The following is a 15,910-nucleotide window of genomic DNA, read 5'->3' as shown; positions in this document are numbered from 1 at the left end:
ATAGTATACTCTTCAAAAGTTATTTTTGCAATATTCTTTCAATTTTATTTTCAAAAAACCGCACCTAACGGTACGGCTTATCTATTAGTTTCTGAGTGAATCGATTTTTTCAATTAATTCTTTTGTCATACGACGTGGGCCACGAACTGCTCTGACACCACAAAGTTTTAAGGTATCAAACGTCACTTGCTCATCAGAAAAAGTGTGGAGTAGCTGAATCTTCATTAATTTTTTGATGGAGGCTTCATCTCGATAAGCATCATTTGGCAAATCAGCTTCTAAGACTTGGCAAAAATACCGCACTGCCTTAGTCGGTGCTGTCATGTAAATCGCCACAAAATCACCTTTTTTAATGCTTGCTTTTTGTGTCCATAAAATAACCTTGTTTGCTGCAAATTCAGCATCAATATCATAATACTTGGGGTTAGCTGGAATAATCCAATAATCTGGACCACTACTGCTCCCCAGGGCCTTTCCAGCTACCAAAGCTCTGCTATTATCCACCAAAGAAAAAAGGAGCTCATCAGGAACTGTCTCATCTAAAACCACACTCACCCAAGACTTCTTATTCATGTGGTAAGACGGATAAACGCCCTTGATTTCAATCAATTCAGGCAACTTAGCTTGTTCAACCTTAATATTGATTATTTCAACTTTCTCGTCTAGCTCTTCTTGCGACCACTGCTCATTACCGAGGTTTAATTTGCCACGCACAAGCGTCATCACAAGACCATACCACTTCTGATTTTCAGGATAGCGAAAAGAAGAGAACTCAGGATATTTTTCAAAAGGATGGTCAAAATCATCGCCATAAGTTGCCTTTAGATGATTTGCAAGACGATTCATTTGGTCACTAGCAAATGGCAGAGCTTCAAAACAAGCTTCAGCCACTCTTTCAAGAACCTCTTGATAAGCTTCTCTGACCTGTCCGACAAAATTCCCACTCGCTGCTAGCACATGAAGCGCCAAATACTCTTCTCCTAGGTCTGTGTCCATCACTTTGCCACTGACCTGACCAAGCGATGAGATGTGAAGCCAAACCTCAAAATCACCATTTAAAATCTTCTCACGATAATCATAGCCAGCCTGCGACTTCTCAAAACCAAACGGTACCAAGCGTTCAAAGTCCACCCGCTTCTTAGCAAAAAAATCTGACTCAACTGACATAGAAGCTCCTTTCATTTAGCATAAGTATAGCAAAAAAAGACTGGAATAACATTTTCCAGCCTTTTCTTTTCATTATTTAATCAACTGATAATCTCGTAAAATTTTTTCGATGTCTGTTCCTTCAACTTTTCGCAAGAATTGCTTTAAGATAAATTTTTCAACAAAATTTAAGTTCATCTCAGTAATCGGCTTGCCATCCCTTAGAGCAACTGTCGCATGTAAAAGATCACGAATATCATAAGTACTTGCCCAAACTTCTGGGACTGCTCGATCAACATTAAACAAAGTATAAACGGCTTCCATGGCAGTTCGGATAGAATACTCTGTCGTAAAAATAGTATCGCGTTCTGTCTCAGCAAATTGACCTAAGAAAGCAAAATTAACAGCGCCATCAGGAACAACATCAGGACGGTCACCTTTTTCGCGTGGCATAAAGAAAGCTGTAATGTAAGGCATCATACATGGAACGGTTTTCGCACTATTTGCAGCTAACTTGTCAATATCTTCAACTGGAACTCCTAGATGATAGAGCCACTCAGCACAAATCTCTTGTCCTGTACAATCACGCATTGGCTTTTTAATATAATTACCTTCCTTATCAGTAAATAGCGCATATACCCAGACAGTTAACTCATTTTTAGGTTGATTTCTAAATTGTGGTTGTCGGTTAACAGTCCAACTCAAAAGCCAATTTGAATCTTTTACCGAAACAATCCCCCCAGTCACAATGTTGCCAGAAAACGGATCACGTTTACAGATTTTTTGAATAAATCTTGGAATCTTATCATCCAGGGTAGTCACGGTCGCGCTCATCCAATTTGATTTTTCAGGTGACGAACAAAACTTATCGGGATGACCAAATGACTCATCTTGCACCGCAATTTTCCGCCACATATCCCAGCCATTTCCTTCTTTGATATCTTTATTAAAGCAAGCTGGCTTATCTTGACTACCATAACTTGAATTTTCAACACAACCACCATTTGTAATAAATACAAAATCATTTTCCGTCAAATCAATACTACTTTTTTCAGCATCAGAAAGAATATCAAGTCGTTTAGCAACTTTTTTATCTTTTTGACAATCAAATTCGACGTTAATCACCTTTGTGTTGTAATGAAAAACAACTCCAAATGATTCTAGGTATTTTACCATGGGCAAAATCATTGATTCGTATTGATTATAACGTGTGAAACGCAAAGCAGTAAAATCTGGTAAACCACTAATATGGTTAATGTAGCGTTTAAGGTAACGTTTCATTTCTAAGGCTGAATGCCAATTTTCAAAAGCAAACATTGTTCGCCAGTATAGCCAAAAATTTGATCCAAACACTTCATCATCAAAGAATTCATCAATTCTTCTGTTATACAATTCTTCATCTGGCGTAAAATAAAGTTTCATAATTTCAAGAGCTGCTTTATCAGACAATCCAAATTTTTTATCCGTATGAGCATCTTGACCTTGCTTTTCAGTCGCTCGACAAAGAGAGTAGTTTGGATCAGCTTTATTCAACCAATAAAACTCATCTAGAACACTTACCCCTTCTGTCTCAATAGATGGAATAGAGCGGAAAAGCTCCCACATACACTCGAAATGATTATCCATTTCACGACCACCGCGCATGACATAACCAATGTCGCTATATTGGTAACCATCACAAGCACCACCAGAAATGGGCTCTTTTTCAAGAATATGGATATTTTTACCAGGCATTTGAGCATCTCTCACTAAAAAGCATGCTGCAGACAAAGCTGCCAAACCAGCACCTACAATATAGGCTGATTTGTGATCGACACCTTCTGGCTTCAACGGATGGGCAAACGCTTCATAATTACCACTTGAATAATACATATCGAGAACCTCCATCTTTTTTGTTACCTTCATTATAGATAATTCAAAGATTTTACTTCAATAAACAAAAAAGACCAAATGATAAATTTTTTATCATTTAAAGTCTTTTGATTAATTATTTTTTTGATGATAGTGATTTAAAGCTGACACAATATTGCCATGAACTAGAATAGCTAGCCGTTCAACGATATCTTCTGGCTTTTCTTTCATATCATTTTTTATCCAATCTAACATTAATCCAACCAAAGCATACTTGTAAAAATCAGCAATAAATTCTTTTTGCTTATCACTTACCATTAACCCGACAGCTTTTTCTTCAACAACATCAAGCATTAATTGATAAGTTAACTGATAAAGGTAACATTCGATTTGTTCTCGACTAACAGAATGATAGACATTCATAATAAAAGGCTTATTCTCTTTAACTGCCTTAAAAATGTCAAAAAGCCCATTTTCCCAGCTATCATAATGCCTATTTTCACCCAAAGCTTTTTGAGCATCCTCAACACAAGACCACTCCACCAAATCATAAATATCCTTGAAATGATAATAAAAAGTCATGCGATTAATCCCACAATCCTCTGCAATATCTTTAATAGTAATCTTAGTGAGTGGCTTTTTTAACAACAAATGCTTCAAAGACTCTTCTAAAGCCCGCTTGGTAACCTGTGCCATAATATCCCTCTCATCCCTTTTTCCTTTATTATACTGCTTAGAATTATTAAAATCACTGTTTAGGGGCATTCATTCATATTTTTTTAAAGATTTCTGTCTAACTCTCAAATCTAATATTCAATAATGACTAACATACCAAAACCCCCACCTCAATTTCTTGAAGTGGGGGCTGTTGTTTGATAACTATTTGGATTTAGGTTGTTTGTAGTTATCTGTGAAAAAGAAAGTTAACTAGGATTATTTATAGTATAGATTTCCTTACTTAAGGCAATCTTAACGAATCCTTGTAAAAAGCTTAACTTATTTCACCAATTTTTTCATGTCTTCGATACGCGCAACAGTTGCGTCGTATTTAGCTTGATAGTCGACTTGTTTGTCGCGTTCTTTTTGGACAACTTCTGGTTTAGCGTTAGCGACGAATTTTTCGTTGCCAAGTTTGCGTGCAACCATATCCAATTCTTTTTGCCATTTAGCAAGTTCTTTGTCAAGACGTGCCAATTCTTCTTCAACGTTAAGAAGGTCAGCAAGTGGCAAGAAGATTTCTGCGCCAGTGATAACGCTAGACATTGCCAATTCTGGTGCTTCGATATCAGAAGAAATTTCAAGTTTTTCAGGGTTTGTGAAACGTTTGATGTAGTTCACATTGCTGTTGAAGAAGTCTTCCAATTCTTTATCGCTTGTCTTAACAAGAAGTGTGATTGGTTTGCTTGGAGCAACATTCACTTCGCTACGTGCGTTACGAACAGCGCGGATAAGGTCTTTAAGACTTTCAACACCTTTGTGCGCAGCTTCATTTTCAAATGCAGGGTTAACTGTTGGGTATTCAGCTGTTACGATTGAACCTTCAGAAATTTGTTCAAAGATTTCTTCAGTTACAAATGGCATGATTGGGTGAAGCAAGCGAAGGATTTTATCAAGTGTGTAAAGAAGAACTGAGCGAGTGATAACTTTTTCATCTTCGTTATCGCTGTAAAGCACTTCTTTAGTCAATTCAACGTACCAGTCAGCAAATTCATCCCAGATGAAGTTGTAAAGGATGTGACCAGCTACACCGAATTCAAATTTATCAAAGTTTTCAGTGACTTTAGCGATTGTTTCGTTCAAGTTGTGAAGGATCCAACGGTCAGTCACGTTACCAGCAGTACCAGCAGCAACTTTTTCAACGTTTGCACTTGCTTGGTCAAGTGTAAGGTCTTCATTATTCATCAAGATGTAACGAGAGATATTCCAAATTTTGTTAATGAAGTTCCAAGCAGCGTCCATTTTTTCGTAAGAGAAACGAACGTCTTGACCTGGTGCAGAACCGTTTGACAAGAACCAACGAAGGGCATCAGCACCATATTTTTCGATAACGTCCATTGGGTCAATACCGTTACCAAGTGATTTAGACATTTTACGTCCTTGTTCGTCACGGATAAGACCGTGGATAAGCACGTTTTCAAATGGACGGCGTCCAGTGAATTCCAATGATTGGAAAATCATACGTGATACCCAGAAGAAGATGATATCGTAACCAGTTACCAATGTAGATGTTGGGAAGTAACGTTTGAAGTCTTCTGCTTCTGTATCAGGCCAACCCATTGTTGAGAATGGCCATAGCGCTGAACTGAACCAAGTATCAAGCACGTCTTCGTCTTGAGTCCATCCGTCACCTTCTGGAGCTTCTTCACCGACATACATTTCACCTTCAGCATTGTACCATGCTGGGATTTGGTGACCCCACCATAATTGACGAGAAATAACCCAGTCGTGAACATTTTCCATCCATTGAAGGAAAGTATCGTTGAAACGTGGTGGGTAGAATTTCACTTCGTCATCAGTGTCTTGGTTAGCAATGGCATTTTTAGCCAATTGGTCCATTTTAACGAACCATTGTGTTGACAAACGTGGTTCAACTGGCACACCAGTACGTTCTGAGTGACCAACGCTGTGAACCATTTTTTCGATTTCAACAAGCGCACCGATTTCTTCCAATTTTTTAACGACAGCTTTACGAGCTTCGAAACGATCCATACCAGCAAATTCACCAGCAAGTTCGTTCATTGTACCGTCGTCGTTCATCACGTTGATTTGTGGCAAGTTGTGACGTTGACCAACTAGGAAGTCGTTAGGGTCGTGTGCAGGAGTGATTTTAACCACACCAGTACCGAATTCTGGGTCAGCGTGTTCGTCACCAACGATTGGAATAGCTTTATTAACGATTGGAAGGATAACATTTTTACCAATCAAATCTTTGTAACGGTCGTCATTTGGGTTAACCGCAACGGCTACGTCACCGAACATTGTTTCAGGACGAGTTGTTGCTACTTCAAGACTACGTGAACCATCTTCCAACATGTAGTTCATGTGGTAGAAAGCACCTTCGACATCTTTGTGGATAACTTCGATATCAGAAAGAGCTGTACGAGCTTTTGGATCCCAGTTGATGATAAATTCACCACGGTAAATCCAACCTTTTTTGTAAAGTTGAACAAAGACTTTACGAACAGCTTTTGACAAACCTTCATCAAGGGTGAAACGTTCACGTGAGTAATCTACAGAGATACCCATTTTACCCCATTGTTGTTTGATAGTTGATGCGTATTCATCTTTCCATTCCCAAACTTTATCAAGGAATTTTTCACGACCAAGATCGTAACGTGAAATACCATCTTCAGCAAGACGTGCTTCAACTTTTGCTTGAGTTGCGATACCAGCGTGGTCCATACCTGGCAACCACAAAGTATCGAAACCTTGCATACGTTTTTGACGGATGATAATATCTTGCAAAGTTGTGTCCCAAGCGTGACCAAGGTGAAGTTTACCTGTTACGTTTGGTGGTGGAATAACGATAGAATACGGATGTGCTTTCTTATCGCCAGAAGGCTTGAAAACATCTTCGTCTAACCATTTTTGATAACGACCAGCTTCAACTTCAGCTGGGTTATATTTTGGTGAAAGTTCTTTTGACATAATGTGTCCTTTCTACATTTTTTCAATAAGTCAATCAATTCAATTTATCAGGTGCTGCTGACAGCTCCTCCCACTCACTTTTTAACAATCCGTAACGCAGTAAATCGCATCGTTTTCCTTGTGCGTCTTTACGGTCACGGATACGTGATTCCAGAGTGAAACCAAGCTTTTCAGCAATACGCTGGCTAGCTTTGTTGTAACTATAACATTCAATTTCGATTTTATGGAGATTAACCAGATTAAAACCAACTTCTAAAAGAGCACGCGCAGCTTCCGGCATAATCCCTTGTCCCCAATAATCTGGGTGAAGAAGATAACCCATTTCAAGCACATCATCAGCATGACGGTTATTGAAATCAATCGAGCCGATAACTTTATCAGATCCTTTGGGACAAATACCGTAACCAGCTGGAATCTTCTGCTCACTCCAGCGTTTTGGCATAATGTTTGCTAGGTAATTCTCCTCTTCTGCCACATTCTTAACAGGCGGAAAACCAGCTGGCCAAGTCACTTCTGGCAAACTGGCATAATCAAAAATATCTTTAGCGTCTGATACCAAACGCTGACGCAAGTAAAGACGTTCTGTCTCTACCTCAGGAAGTTTATTGTCGTTTATCTGACCTAGTATCTTAATCATGGCAATTCCTCCACTCTAGGATAAAAAAATCGCCCCTGTCTTTCGACAGGGACGAACTTTTATAAATCCGCGGTACCACCCACATTCGAGTGACTAGCACTCGCAACTTTGTTATTCAGTTACAACCTTCAGCAACCAGCCTCGACATTTGTGCGGATTTCTCAGCGCCACCGCTTTCTGTAACAAATGGTCTTCAAGACACCTCTGAATGTTTTTATTTTAACAGATTTGGTCAGCTAACGCAAATGGATTAAGCTTTGAAAGCTACGCCATTTTCTTTAAGTTTATTAACTGTTGCTGGACCAATTCCTTTAAAGGCCAAAACTTCTTTTTCTGTGTAATTTTGGAAATCAGATACTGATTTAATTCCTTCATTGTAAAGTGTTTCAACAAGTTTTGGTCGAATGCCTTCTACGGCAGAAATCGCTGAAAATTCTTCCAAACTAAGAGTTGCTTTTGAAACAACGTTAGCAGCAGCCTTAACAGTTGAAGTTGCAGCTGTTTTGATGATACCTGCACGTTTTAATTTCAATAAGTACTCTTTTTTTCGATTCTTTTTCTTTGCCATTTTAGTAATTTCTCTCCCCTAAAAGATTATCTGGTAATTCGTGGAAACCTTTGCCGGCTTTATAATTAGCAAATTTGCCTTGGATATAACGGTAAGCATCAAGTTTGCTTTCGTAACGGATGTAAGCATCAGCAGCACGTTCATCCTTATCTTCTTCCACAATCTTACGGCTGGCTTCCATTGCCATCTCATTAACTGTAATTTGTGAATCAACCCAAGCTTCAAATTCTTTTAAAAATTCTTGTTCGTAAGTCATAAATACCTCTCGTCTGATTTCCTAGGTCATATTATAACACAAACCTTGAAAAAATGAGAGCCTTGTAAAGGATTTGTAACATGATTTCCATGAATCCCCTTCCTTTTTTAGAAATTTTTCTGAAAATAAGTTCAGATGAGACTAAAAAAGAGTCCTTCAGCTTTTTTCTCACATAAACTTGTCTTTTTCTACTATTTAAAGTAGAATATTAAAAATATTTCGACATACTTTATAAAGGAGATGCATTATGATTCTATCGCAATTTGACCCAGAAAAAAGAGCCATCATCAATCCCAGCGATATCGTGGCAAGTCTTCCTCAATTTCCAAAAACAGTTGTGACCTGCTTTGCAAGAGCAACCTTTGCTAGAATTTTAGCCGAAGTTCCTCATCGTCAGATTGCTAAAACAAGTGTGGCTAATCTCGAAATTCCAATTTATGAACTTGACTTTCAAGGAGAAAAAATCGGCTTTTTTAACTCCTACGTTGGGGCAAGTAGCTGCGTTGCCGTCTTAGAAGATATCATTGCCATGGGAGCAGAAAATCTCCTTGTCTTTGGAACTTGTGGCGTCCTTGATAATAGCATTAAAGAAACCTCAATTATCATTCCAAGCTCTGCTATTCGCGACGAAGGAACAAGCTATCACTATGCTCCTGCTACTAATGAAATTGCTCTTAATCCAACTTATCGTGAGCACTTTAAAAACTTTCTTAGCCATCAAAACATCTCTTATACTGAAGGCAAAGTCTGGTCGACAGATGGCATTTACCGTGAAACAAAAGTAAAATGCTAGCTAGAAAGGCGCAAGGTGCTATCGCTGTTGATATGGAGTGCTCTGCTATTGCCGCGCTGGCTAATTTTAGACAGATTAATCATTTTCAGTTTTTCTATTCTGCCGATAATCTTGACAGCGAAAAATGGGATCCGCGTAGCCTTGCAAATGACGCTGACCTTGAAAGAAAAGACCGCATCGCTAGTATCGCCTTACACTTTGCCACACAAGTCTTCAAATAAGCTCAAAAACTCTCAGCTTTTTTAGCTGAGAGTTTTTAAAAAATTTTTGCTTACGCTAAAGCCTGATTTTTAGCCATCTTTGACTTTTTAGTCAAAAATAATTGAGTTTTTGCTCTTGTCAAACACAAAATATAGTGCTACTATTTTATCCGGGCACAAGATATTGTGCTTAAATCATTTATTATGACAAATACAAGGCCTTGACTTTGTCACATATAGATACTTTACTGGGAAAGGAGGACTTGTTTCACCTATTTCCAAACCATAATAACTCACCAAACATACATTTACTAACCTTACTCTAGACAGATAGCTTTGCTATCAAAATACATTTTACACATTACATTTTTAAACAAATACTACAGAATTAGCATATTGGAGGTGCATTACCATCGTGATTATTCTAGCAGGAATGATAGGAGTCGGAAAAACTACCTACACTTCTCTCTTAGCCAAAGAACTTGGCACAACAGCATTCTTTGAACCTGTTGACAATAACCCAATTTTAGATAAATACTATGAAGACCCTGAAAAATACGGGTTTGCTTTACAAATTTACTTCTTGAACAAACGCTTCAAATCAATCAAAGAAGCTTACGAAGCAGACAACAATGTCTTAGACCGCTCAATCTACGAAGATGCTTTATTTACTTACATCAATACCCTTCAAGGAAGCATCAGCGATCAAGAATACAATATCTACTTGGAATTGCTAGACAACATGATGGAGGAAATTGACGGACTTCCTAAAAAAGCTCCTGACTTGCTAATCTACCTCGAAGGTAGTTTTGACCACATCATGAACAACATCAAAAAACGTGGACGTGATTTTGAACAACCAGATAACGAAAATGGTCTAACAGATTACTACAAACTCCTTCACAAGCACTACACAAAATGGTACGAAGATTACCAATACAGTCCAAAAATGAAAATTAACACTGACAACCTCGATGTTACAAAAGCTGAGGACTGGGATAAAGTGTACAAAATGATCCGTCAAGAAATGAAATCAATTGGAATTGGAGATTAACATTTTTTGAAAAAAGAACTTTCACTTAAAGAATCATTTAACAACGCTTGGAATCGTTTTGACTTAAAAGAAAAGATTTTCGTAATCTTTGCCTTCTTAGTCTCTCTCGGATTTACCCTATACGGGATGATTCCGACACTCTTTTCAGGAGACCTTAACATCTTACATGTCCTCTCAATTATCATGTCTATCTTTGGTTTTATTGGGACATGGACACTAGCGATTCAATGGCAACACACCTTCAAAGCAAATGGTGTTCAAAATATTGCTGGTATCTTAGTCGCTGGTATTCAAGGTGTTTACGGTGAAATGTTCAAAAGTTGCTACTACCTTGCAACCGAATTTATCGGACACTATAACTGGAAAAAACGCCGCAATGATGACGGTGAATTAGTCGTTGATAAAAAATTCAGTCTAAAAGACGTGCTTATCGCTGTCTTCTTCTGGACATTTGGCTTAGGATTTATTTCTTACTGGATGGGCGGACAAAAAATCGTCCTAGATGCCATCACAAATGGTCTTTCCTTTACTGCCCAACAACGTCAGGTAAAAGGACACCTCGATGGTTACTACATTTGGCTAGTTGTCGATTTGCTTAGCTTTATCCTTTACCTATCTATCGGAAACCCAATCGTTGCCTTTAGTTACCTAGGTATGGTGGCACAAGGTTTCGTAGGTATTATTATCTGGAAGAAGAGTCAAGGACAAGAAAGCCTTGCTCAAGAAGCCGTTACTGAATAAAAATAGAAAACTCTGAGACTACGTCTCAGAGTTTTTTTATAATCTCATGAATTGATTTGACCGGTGCAACATCTGCTCCATGCTTACCCAACAATTTTTCCATCCAAATCATGTCATACCAACGGTTAAATTTATAACCCGAATCATGAAATTTTCCCACCAATTGATACCCAAGAGCACGATGGAACTTCTCACTTCCATTTGTCAGGTAGGCATCTTCAACATCCGTTGAAGCAATACAAGCATTGAGATTAAGGATGCCCATTTGGGTTAAATAATCTTCTAGTTTCCCATAAATCTGACGTCCAACGCCCTTACCACGCGCAACCTTATCCAGATAAACTGTCGCTTCTGCTGACCAAGCATAAGCAGCTCTAGGATGGAATTTAGAAGCATAAGCATAGCCTAGAATCTTGCCATCTTCTTCTGCCACAAGATAAGGATAAAAAGCCATGATTGAGCGCATACGGCCCGTAAATTCCTCTAAAGTCGGCATATCATATTCAAAAGTAATAGCTGTTTCTTCAACATAATAACGGTAAATATCAAGAAGAGCTTTTGCGTCATCTAAGCTTGCCAAGCGAATCGTAATGGCCATTCTCACAAGTCCTCCAAAAATAATCAATAATTAAGTATAACGATAAAGCAGCTAAGTGTCAAAATAAACATAACACCACTTGTCAAATTCAAGATTATTAAAAAACGTAAGGAAGCCCTTACGTTTCATCATTTTCTTATTTCTTGACCAGTTTCACAACTGCTTCAGTTCTTGCAGTATGCGGGAACATATCCACCGACTGAATGTAGTGAACGTCGTAAACTTTACTTAATTGAACCAAATCACGAGCCAAAGTCGCCGTATTACATGACACATAAACCATTTTAGCAGGTTGGTATTTCAAAATAGTATCCAAAAGTTTATCATCAAGTCCCGTACGAGGTGGGTCAACAATCAAAGCATCCGCACGATAACCTTCCTTGTACCACTTAGGAATAATATCTTCGGCTCGACCAGCTTCGTAATATGTATTATCAAAGCCCATACGCTGTGCATTTTTCTTAGCATCCTCGATAGCTTCAGGAATGATATCCATCCCACGAACACTCTTAACCTTACCTGCAAAAGCAAAACCAATTGTTCCGACACCACAATAAGCATCGATTACATGGTCATCTTCTGTCACATCAAGCGCAGCAACAGCTTGACTATACAAGACCTGCGTTTGCTCAGGATTCAACTGATAAAAAGCACGCGGAGAAAGACTGAAATGATAATCCAAAACTTCTTCTGAAATATCAGCATCTCCCCAGATAACCTCTGTTTTTCCGCCGTAAATCTCACTTGATTTTGAACGGTTAAAGTTAACTGCGATTCCCTTAATAGCCTCAAATTCAGCCGTTAATTGCTTAATAAGCGGTGCTAAAAAGACATCTCGACTAGTAATAAAAATAATCTGAACTTGTCCAGTAGCCTTTGCCTTACGAATCATTACTGTTCGAATACCAGCTACCTTGCGCTCATCATAAATCGGAATTTGATGTTTTTCTAGCAATTCTGCCACACGATTAATAATAGCTTGCGTTAATTCATCTTGAACAAAACATTCTTTGATATCAACCAAACGGTGGCTACCTTCCTCAAAGAGCCCCGCCTTAACATTTCCCTTAAAAGAACGAGTTTGGAACTGCAATTTGGCACGGTAATGATACGGCACTTCCATTCCAAGTGTGTGCCTGATTTCATAATTTTCATAACCAGCAGGTTTGAATTTTTTCAAGGATTGACCAATCAAATCATCCTTAAACTCCAATTGCTTATCGTAACGTAGGTGCATAATCTGACAACCACCACATTTTTGATAAATGGGACATTTCGGTTCCACACGAAACTTAGATTTCTTATTGATTGTCAAAAGTTTTGCCTGAGCAAAATTATGCTTAACCGCCGTAATCTGACAAAAAATATCTTCTCCCTTCAAAGCACCTGGGACAAAGACCAAAGTCTTCTTATAAAATCCAATTCCTTCGCCATTGATTCCCATACGCTTGATTTTCAAAGGAATTCTTTGTTTTACTTTCAAATTCATTAGTGACTAAATATAACTCCTGCTTCTTTCAATTTTTCTAAAGTCGCCTTACCAAACTGAGGTAAAGCTAAAATTTCTGTTTCTGTCCAAACTTGAAAATCCTGCAAATCATAAATATCATGTGCCAGCAAGATTTCAATTTGGTATTCTGATAAAAAGGCTAACGACTCAACTTCTGCCTGACCTGCCTTGTGCTCTGAAAAATAATCATTCAAGTAAGCTTGCACATAATTTCCAGCAGTCATCAGTAAAGGCAAAATACGATAAAGTCCCACATAGACCGCTTCTAAACTATCTGGACGATGAATGCCAGCTGCGCCGATAGACATAATATCATCCATCAAAAGCTCGGGTGATTGACAAAAAATAGCAAAATCCTTAACATCAGCACTCAAAACTTCAATCAAATAATGAGCCATCTCATCATGACCATCTAAAATAGCTCCAACTAACAAAGGAATTTCCAGTAAAATATCATGTTCAGCATCAGATTGCTTTTTAAAGAAAGCCAAAGCCTTATCATATTGAGACGTCAAAATATACAATGCCATCATCTCATGACGACAAGCAAATAAATCCGATGAATCAAGCTCATAAACCGCTTCAAATTGCTCAAGAGCCCTCTGATAAAGACCATTTTGCTTATAAAGCATACCAAGATTGACCTTTGAAAAATAATAATCTTTCTCTGAAATCTCACCCTTCTCATGAAGCTCTTGGTAATAATCCACACGCTTTCTAAGTTCTGCTAAATCCTCAAATAAATTCCAATTTTCAGAGTCTAGCTCATCTTCTTCATCTTCTAAAAAGTCATCATCAAACGGAAACTCTTCAAGCTCATCGTCTAAAGCTTTAAGCATGCGGTATTCATCTAAATCAACGATTTTACTACCTTTCACCATATCACCTCCCTACACTTTAATCACTACTATTTTAACATTTTTGTTATAATGAATGTATGAAAATCACTAAAATCGAAAAGAAAAAAAGGCTATATCTTTTAGAAATTGACGAAAAAGATAAACTTTACGTAACAGAAGACACTATTGTTCACTTTATGTTAAGTAAAAATATGGAAATTGACGAAACAACCTTAAAAGATATTCAAAGATACGCTCAATTTTCATACGGTAAAAACTTGGCACTTTACCAAATTTCTTTCAAGCAACGTACCGCAGATGAAGTCAAAAAATACTTGGAAAAGCATGAAATTGATAGCCAATATATCCCAGAAATCATTGAAAACCTCAAAACAGAAAACTGGATTAACGACTCTCAATATGTAGAAACCTATTTATCTCAAAATCTATCATCAGGAGACAAAGGTGGCTTCGTTTTAAAACAAAAATTACTTCAAAAAGGAGTTGATGCTCAGCTTATTGACCAAAAATTAGCTCAATTAGACTTTTCAGACCTAGCTGAAAAAACTGCTCAAAAACTTTTACGAAAATATCAAAACAAGCTCTCAACAAAAACGCTTAAAGATAAAATCATCCAAAATATGATGAACAAAGGTTTCTCATACACAGAAGCAAAAGATGCCTTTGAAACACTTGACATCGAAAAAGATGAAGAACAAGAATTCGAACTTTTAAATAAAGAACTTGATAAACAATATCGAAAATTTAGTAAAAAATACGAAGGATATGAATTAAATCAACGATTAACGCAAGCTCTTGCTCGAAAAGGCTTTTCATATGATGACATTAAGAGTGCTCTTAGAGATTATTTGTGAAATAAATTGCATTTCTAAGTGTCCTTTTTCAGAAAATTATGATAAACTATAACAGATAAGTTTAATTGTAGAAAGTTGGTAAGGCATGAAATTACCTAAGGAAGGCGACTTTATTACAATTCAAAGTTATAAGCATGATGGTAGTTTGCACCGAACATGGCGCGACACTATGGTACTAAAAACAACAGACAATGCTGTTATAGGAGTTAACGATCACACACTAGTAACAGAAAGTGATGGGAGACGTTGGGTTACGCGAGAACCAGCCATTGTTTATTTCCATAAAAAATACTGGTTTAATATCATTGCGATGATAAGAGATAACGGTGTTTCATACTACTGCAATCTTGCTAGTCCATACGTCATGGATGAAGAAGCTCTTAAGTATATCGATTACGACTTGGATGTCAAAGTCTTTGCAGACGGTGAAAAAAGACTACTTGACGTCGACGAGTACGAAATACACAAAGCAGAAATGGGCTACTCTCCAGACATTGATTTTATTTTAAAAGAGAATGTCAAAATCCTTGTTGACTGGATCAACAACGGAAAAGGACCATTCTCAGAAGCCTATATTAATATTTGGTACAAACGTTATCTTGAACTTAAGAATCGTTAAAGTTGCGAGCACTCCAATAGGGGTGCTTTTACGCTAAAGAAAGGAAGATTTATATGGCATTTGAAATCAGTAAAGAAAGATACGCCAGTTTTGGCGTAGCAACAAGCCTTCCACATGAAATCATTGATACCTTCTGGGATATCTTAGACAACTACCTAAAAGGTGTTATCCCACTAGAGTCAATCATCAGCTTTCGCTTAACTGAGAAAAAAGGAAAATTAACGATTTGCTACCAAAATCAAAAACAGAAAACCGCTATTGCTTTTGACTACAATTACCCGTATGACCCATTCTTTCCAAATATTGTCTATCTGATTGATCAATCAGGAACCGAAACACTTCTATTACCACATGAACTAGACTAAAAAAGAAGGCTTTCGCCTTCTTTTTTAAACCTTTTAAACAAAAATAAATAAAATAGTCCGTACGGGATTCGAACCCGTGTTACCGCCGTGAAAAGGCGGTGTCTTAACCCCTTGACCAACGGACCATATTAATAAATGGGCACAAGTGGACTCGAACCACCGACCTCACGCTTATCAGGCGTGCGCTCTAACCAGCTGAGCTATGCGCCC

15 protein-coding genes, 2 tRNA genes and 1 pseudogene are annotated in these 15,910 nt (G+C 37.8%); 6 read left to right on the top strand and 12 right to left on the bottom strand.

Translation table 11 applies throughout. The features are described 5' to 3' along the window. Positions 1-84: 84 nt before the first annotated feature. From BLR83_RS00090 to BLR83_RS00060, 7 genes are all read right to left on the bottom strand, one after another. Entirely contained in the window at positions 85-1,167 is a 1,083-nt protein-coding gene (locus tag BLR83_RS00090) for an MmcQ/YjbR family DNA-binding protein (RefSeq protein WP_074559409.1), read from the bottom strand. A 72-nt stretch (positions 1,168-1,239) separates the two neighbouring features. Next, positions 1,240-3,018 carry an oleate hydratase gene (locus tag BLR83_RS00085; protein ID WP_074559407.1) on the bottom strand — a complete coding sequence of 593 codons (1,779 nt, stop codon included), beginning with the start codon at positions 3,016-3,018 and terminating at the stop codon, positions 1,240-1,242. 111 nt (positions 3,019-3,129) lie between these two features. Continuing rightward, positions 3,130-3,693, bottom strand: a complete 564-nt coding sequence (locus BLR83_RS00080) for a TetR/AcrR family transcriptional regulator (protein ID WP_074559405.1) — start codon at positions 3,691-3,693, stop codon at positions 3,130-3,132. 300 nt (positions 3,694-3,993) lie between these two features. Then, a complete protein-coding gene (locus BLR83_RS00075; RefSeq protein ID WP_074559403.1) occupies positions 3,994-6,645 on the bottom strand; it encodes a valine--tRNA ligase in 2,652 nt (883 codons plus the stop codon). A gap of 34 nt (positions 6,646-6,679) precedes the next feature. Then, the gene (locus BLR83_RS00070; RefSeq protein WP_074559401.1) at positions 6,680-7,282 is read right to left on the bottom strand and encodes a GNAT family N-acetyltransferase; all 603 of its coding nucleotides are present in this window, start codon (positions 7,280-7,282) and stop codon (positions 6,680-6,682) included. A 250-nt stretch (positions 7,283-7,532) separates the two neighbouring features. After that, positions 7,533-7,850 carry a helix-hairpin-helix domain-containing protein gene (locus tag BLR83_RS00065; protein WP_074559400.1) on the bottom strand — a complete coding sequence of 106 codons (318 nt, stop codon included), beginning with the start codon at positions 7,848-7,850 and terminating at the stop codon, positions 7,533-7,535. Position 7,851: 1 nt separating this feature from the next. Beyond that, positions 7,852-8,106, bottom strand: coding sequence for a DUF1912 family protein (locus BLR83_RS00060; RefSeq protein WP_004230643.1), 255 nt, complete (start codon positions 8,104-8,106; stop codon positions 7,852-7,854). A 247-nt stretch (positions 8,107-8,353) separates the two neighbouring features. Between BLR83_RS00060 and BLR83_RS00055 the strand changes: the two are divergent. The 3 genes and pseudogenes from BLR83_RS00055 (at position 8,354) to pnuC (ending at position 10,894) form a co-directional block, all read left to right on the top strand. Further along, a pseudogene (locus BLR83_RS00055) lies at positions 8,354-9,120 on the top strand (nucleoside phosphorylase). Positions 9,121-9,514: 394 nt separating this feature from the next. Further along, a complete protein-coding gene (locus BLR83_RS00050; RefSeq protein WP_074559398.1) occupies positions 9,515-10,153 on the top strand; it encodes a deoxynucleoside kinase in 639 nt (212 codons plus the stop codon). Between the two features lie 6 nt (positions 10,154-10,159). Then, entirely contained in the window at positions 10,160-10,894 is a 735-nt protein-coding gene (gene pnuC, locus BLR83_RS00045; protein WP_074559396.1) for a nicotinamide riboside transporter PnuC, read from the top strand. Positions 10,895-10,919: 25 nt separating this feature from the next. On the opposite strand, the gene BLR83_RS00040 is transcribed toward pnuC, so the two are convergent. The 3 genes from BLR83_RS00040 to BLR83_RS00030 form a co-directional block, all read right to left on the bottom strand. Continuing rightward, positions 10,920-11,492, bottom strand: coding sequence for a GNAT family N-acetyltransferase (locus tag BLR83_RS00040; protein WP_074559394.1), 573 nt, complete (start codon positions 11,490-11,492; stop codon positions 10,920-10,922). A gap of 136 nt (positions 11,493-11,628) precedes the next feature. Continuing rightward, positions 11,629-12,981, bottom strand: a complete 1,353-nt coding sequence (rlmD, locus tag BLR83_RS00035; protein WP_074559392.1) for a 23S rRNA (uracil(1939)-C(5))-methyltransferase RlmD — start codon at positions 12,979-12,981, stop codon at positions 11,629-11,631. Next, complete coding sequence (locus BLR83_RS00030; protein ID WP_074559390.1) at positions 12,981-13,883, bottom strand: tetratricopeptide repeat protein; 903 nt, start codon at positions 13,881-13,883, stop codon at positions 12,981-12,983. The genes rlmD and BLR83_RS00030 overlap by 1 nt, the downstream gene beginning before the upstream one ends. A 56-nt stretch (positions 13,884-13,939) precedes the next feature. Between BLR83_RS00030 and recX the strand changes: the two genes are divergently transcribed. The 3 genes from recX (at position 13,940) to BLR83_RS00015 (ending at position 15,700) form a co-directional block, all read left to right on the top strand. Further along, the gene (recX, locus tag BLR83_RS00025; RefSeq protein WP_074559388.1) at positions 13,940-14,716 is read left to right on the top strand and encodes a recombination regulator RecX; all 777 of its coding nucleotides are present in this window, start codon (positions 13,940-13,942) and stop codon (positions 14,714-14,716) included. 85 nt (positions 14,717-14,801) lie between these two features. Further along, complete coding sequence (locus BLR83_RS00020) at positions 14,802-15,335, top strand: nucleoside tri-diphosphate phosphatase (RefSeq protein ID WP_006531621.1); 534 nt, start codon at positions 14,802-14,804, stop codon at positions 15,333-15,335. Between the two features lie 53 nt (positions 15,336-15,388). Next, entirely contained in the window at positions 15,389-15,700 is a 312-nt protein-coding gene (locus tag BLR83_RS00015) for a DUF960 domain-containing protein (protein ID WP_074559386.1), read from the top strand. 53 nt (positions 15,701-15,753) lie between these two features. Here the strand turns inward: BLR83_RS00015 and BLR83_RS00010 are convergent. Then, positions 15,754-15,825: transfer RNA gene (locus BLR83_RS00010), tRNA-Glu, on the bottom strand. An 11-nt stretch (positions 15,826-15,836) separates the two neighbouring features. Continuing rightward, a tRNA-Ile gene (locus BLR83_RS00005) sits at positions 15,837-15,910 on the bottom strand.

Source organism: Streptococcus equinus (genome assembly GCF_900101445.1).
Classification (GTDB): domain Bacteria; phylum Bacillota; class Bacilli; order Lactobacillales; family Streptococcaceae; genus Streptococcus; species Streptococcus equinus_B.
This window is presented reverse-complemented; position numbering and strand designations above follow the sequence as displayed.